3 protein-coding genes are annotated in these 1391 nt (G+C 66.5%); all 3 read left to right on the forward strand.

From position 1 onward, the window contains the following. Positions 1 to 294: hypothetical protein (locus AC1D15_RS32320; protein WP_477829276.1), on the forward strand; the 294-nt coding region annotated here is incomplete at its 5' end. Positions 295 to 369: 75 nt separating this feature from the next. Beyond that, positions 370 to 915, forward strand: a complete 546-nt coding sequence (locus tag AC1D15_RS32325) for a shikimate kinase (protein ID WP_477829278.1) — start codon at positions 370 to 372, stop codon at positions 913 to 915. Between the two features lie 9 nt (positions 916 to 924). Beyond that, positions 925 to 1391 (forward strand): 3-dehydroquinate synthase family protein (locus AC1D15_RS32330; protein WP_477829277.1); only part of this gene is annotated, 467 nt, incomplete at its 3' end.

The raw sequence follows: 1391 nt of genomic DNA on the forward strand, positions 1-1391 counted from the left end.
CCCACGGCGCTCCAGACAGTGCCGACCGACATCACCTTCCAGGGTGACGGCACCAACTGTCTGGGCGGATCCGCACAGATCTTCGTCTACGGCGGGGTGGCTCCTTATCACATCGACAACACGAACACGAGCGGGATCACGCTGAACACGACCAGTGTTGGCAACCGGGGCGGCAGCTTCACGGTGACGGTCGCGGATGGCGCCTGCATGACGACCGTCCAGGTGGTCGTGAAGGACGCGCTGGAACACCTCACGACCTTGAAGGTCAGTGCGACGCCGACCAAGCCGAGCTGACCGGCCGCTTGCGGCGGGGGGCATGTGCCGATGAGCGGCCCCGGCGAGGGACATGAGTTGCTCGCGCTGGTCGGCATGCCTGGCTCAGGCAAATCCACGATCGGCCGCCAGCTGGCGCGCCGCATCGGTTGGGACTTTCGCGATTCCGACGGCGTCATCGAGACGCGCATCGACGGTTCGATCCGCAGCTTCTTCGAGCGTGAAGGCGAAGATCGCTTTCGCGAGATCGAGTCCGCGGTGATCGGCGAGCTGAGCGGGCTGGACCGGACCGTGCTCGCGACCGGTGGCGGAGCCGTGCTGCGTGTGGACAATCRCAGGGTGCTGCGCGAACGCTGTCACGTCGTCTACCTGCGCTGCAGTCCGGACGAGCTGTACCGCCGGCTGCGGACCGACACGCAGCGGCCTCTGTTGCAGGTCGGAGATCCGCGCTCGCGGCTGCGGGAGCTGTTCACGCAAAGAGACCCGCTCTATCGCGAGACGGCCCACCTCATCGTCGACAGCGGTCGCGCGACGGTCCCGACCCAGGTCAACACCTTGCTGATGCAGCTGGAGCTGGCCGGCATCGTGATGCGGCGCCCCGATGCGGCACACACGGACGAGGCGCGAAACGAGCGGCGCTAAACTGCGCCCATGAACGACGAGCGAAGCAGGGTCAGGATCGAACTGGCCGACCGGGCCTACGACATCGCGATCGGCTGCGGCCTGTTGTCGGACCGCGACGTGTTGCAAGGCCTGCCGCAGGGCAGCAGTGCCGTCATCGTGACGAACCCGACCGTGGCGCCCTTGTATGCGCAGCGGCTGCAGAATCTGCTGAGGCAGCACATTGCCCACTGCCTGCTGGTCGAACTGCCGGATGGCGAGATCCACAAGGACTGGAGTTCGCTGGAGCGCATCTTCGGCGCGTTGCTGCGTGCCGGCGCCGATCGCAAGACGATGCTCTATGCGTTGGGCGGCGGCGTGGTCGGCGACATCACCGGCTTCGCGGCGGCCTGCTACATGCGCGGCATCCCCTTCGTCCAGGTCCCGACAACGTTGCTGGCGCAGGTGGATTCGTCGGTCGGCGGCAAGACCGCGATCAACCATCCGCTGGGCAAGAA

This window comes from Rhizobacter sp. P2_H2 (genome assembly GCF_056403375.1).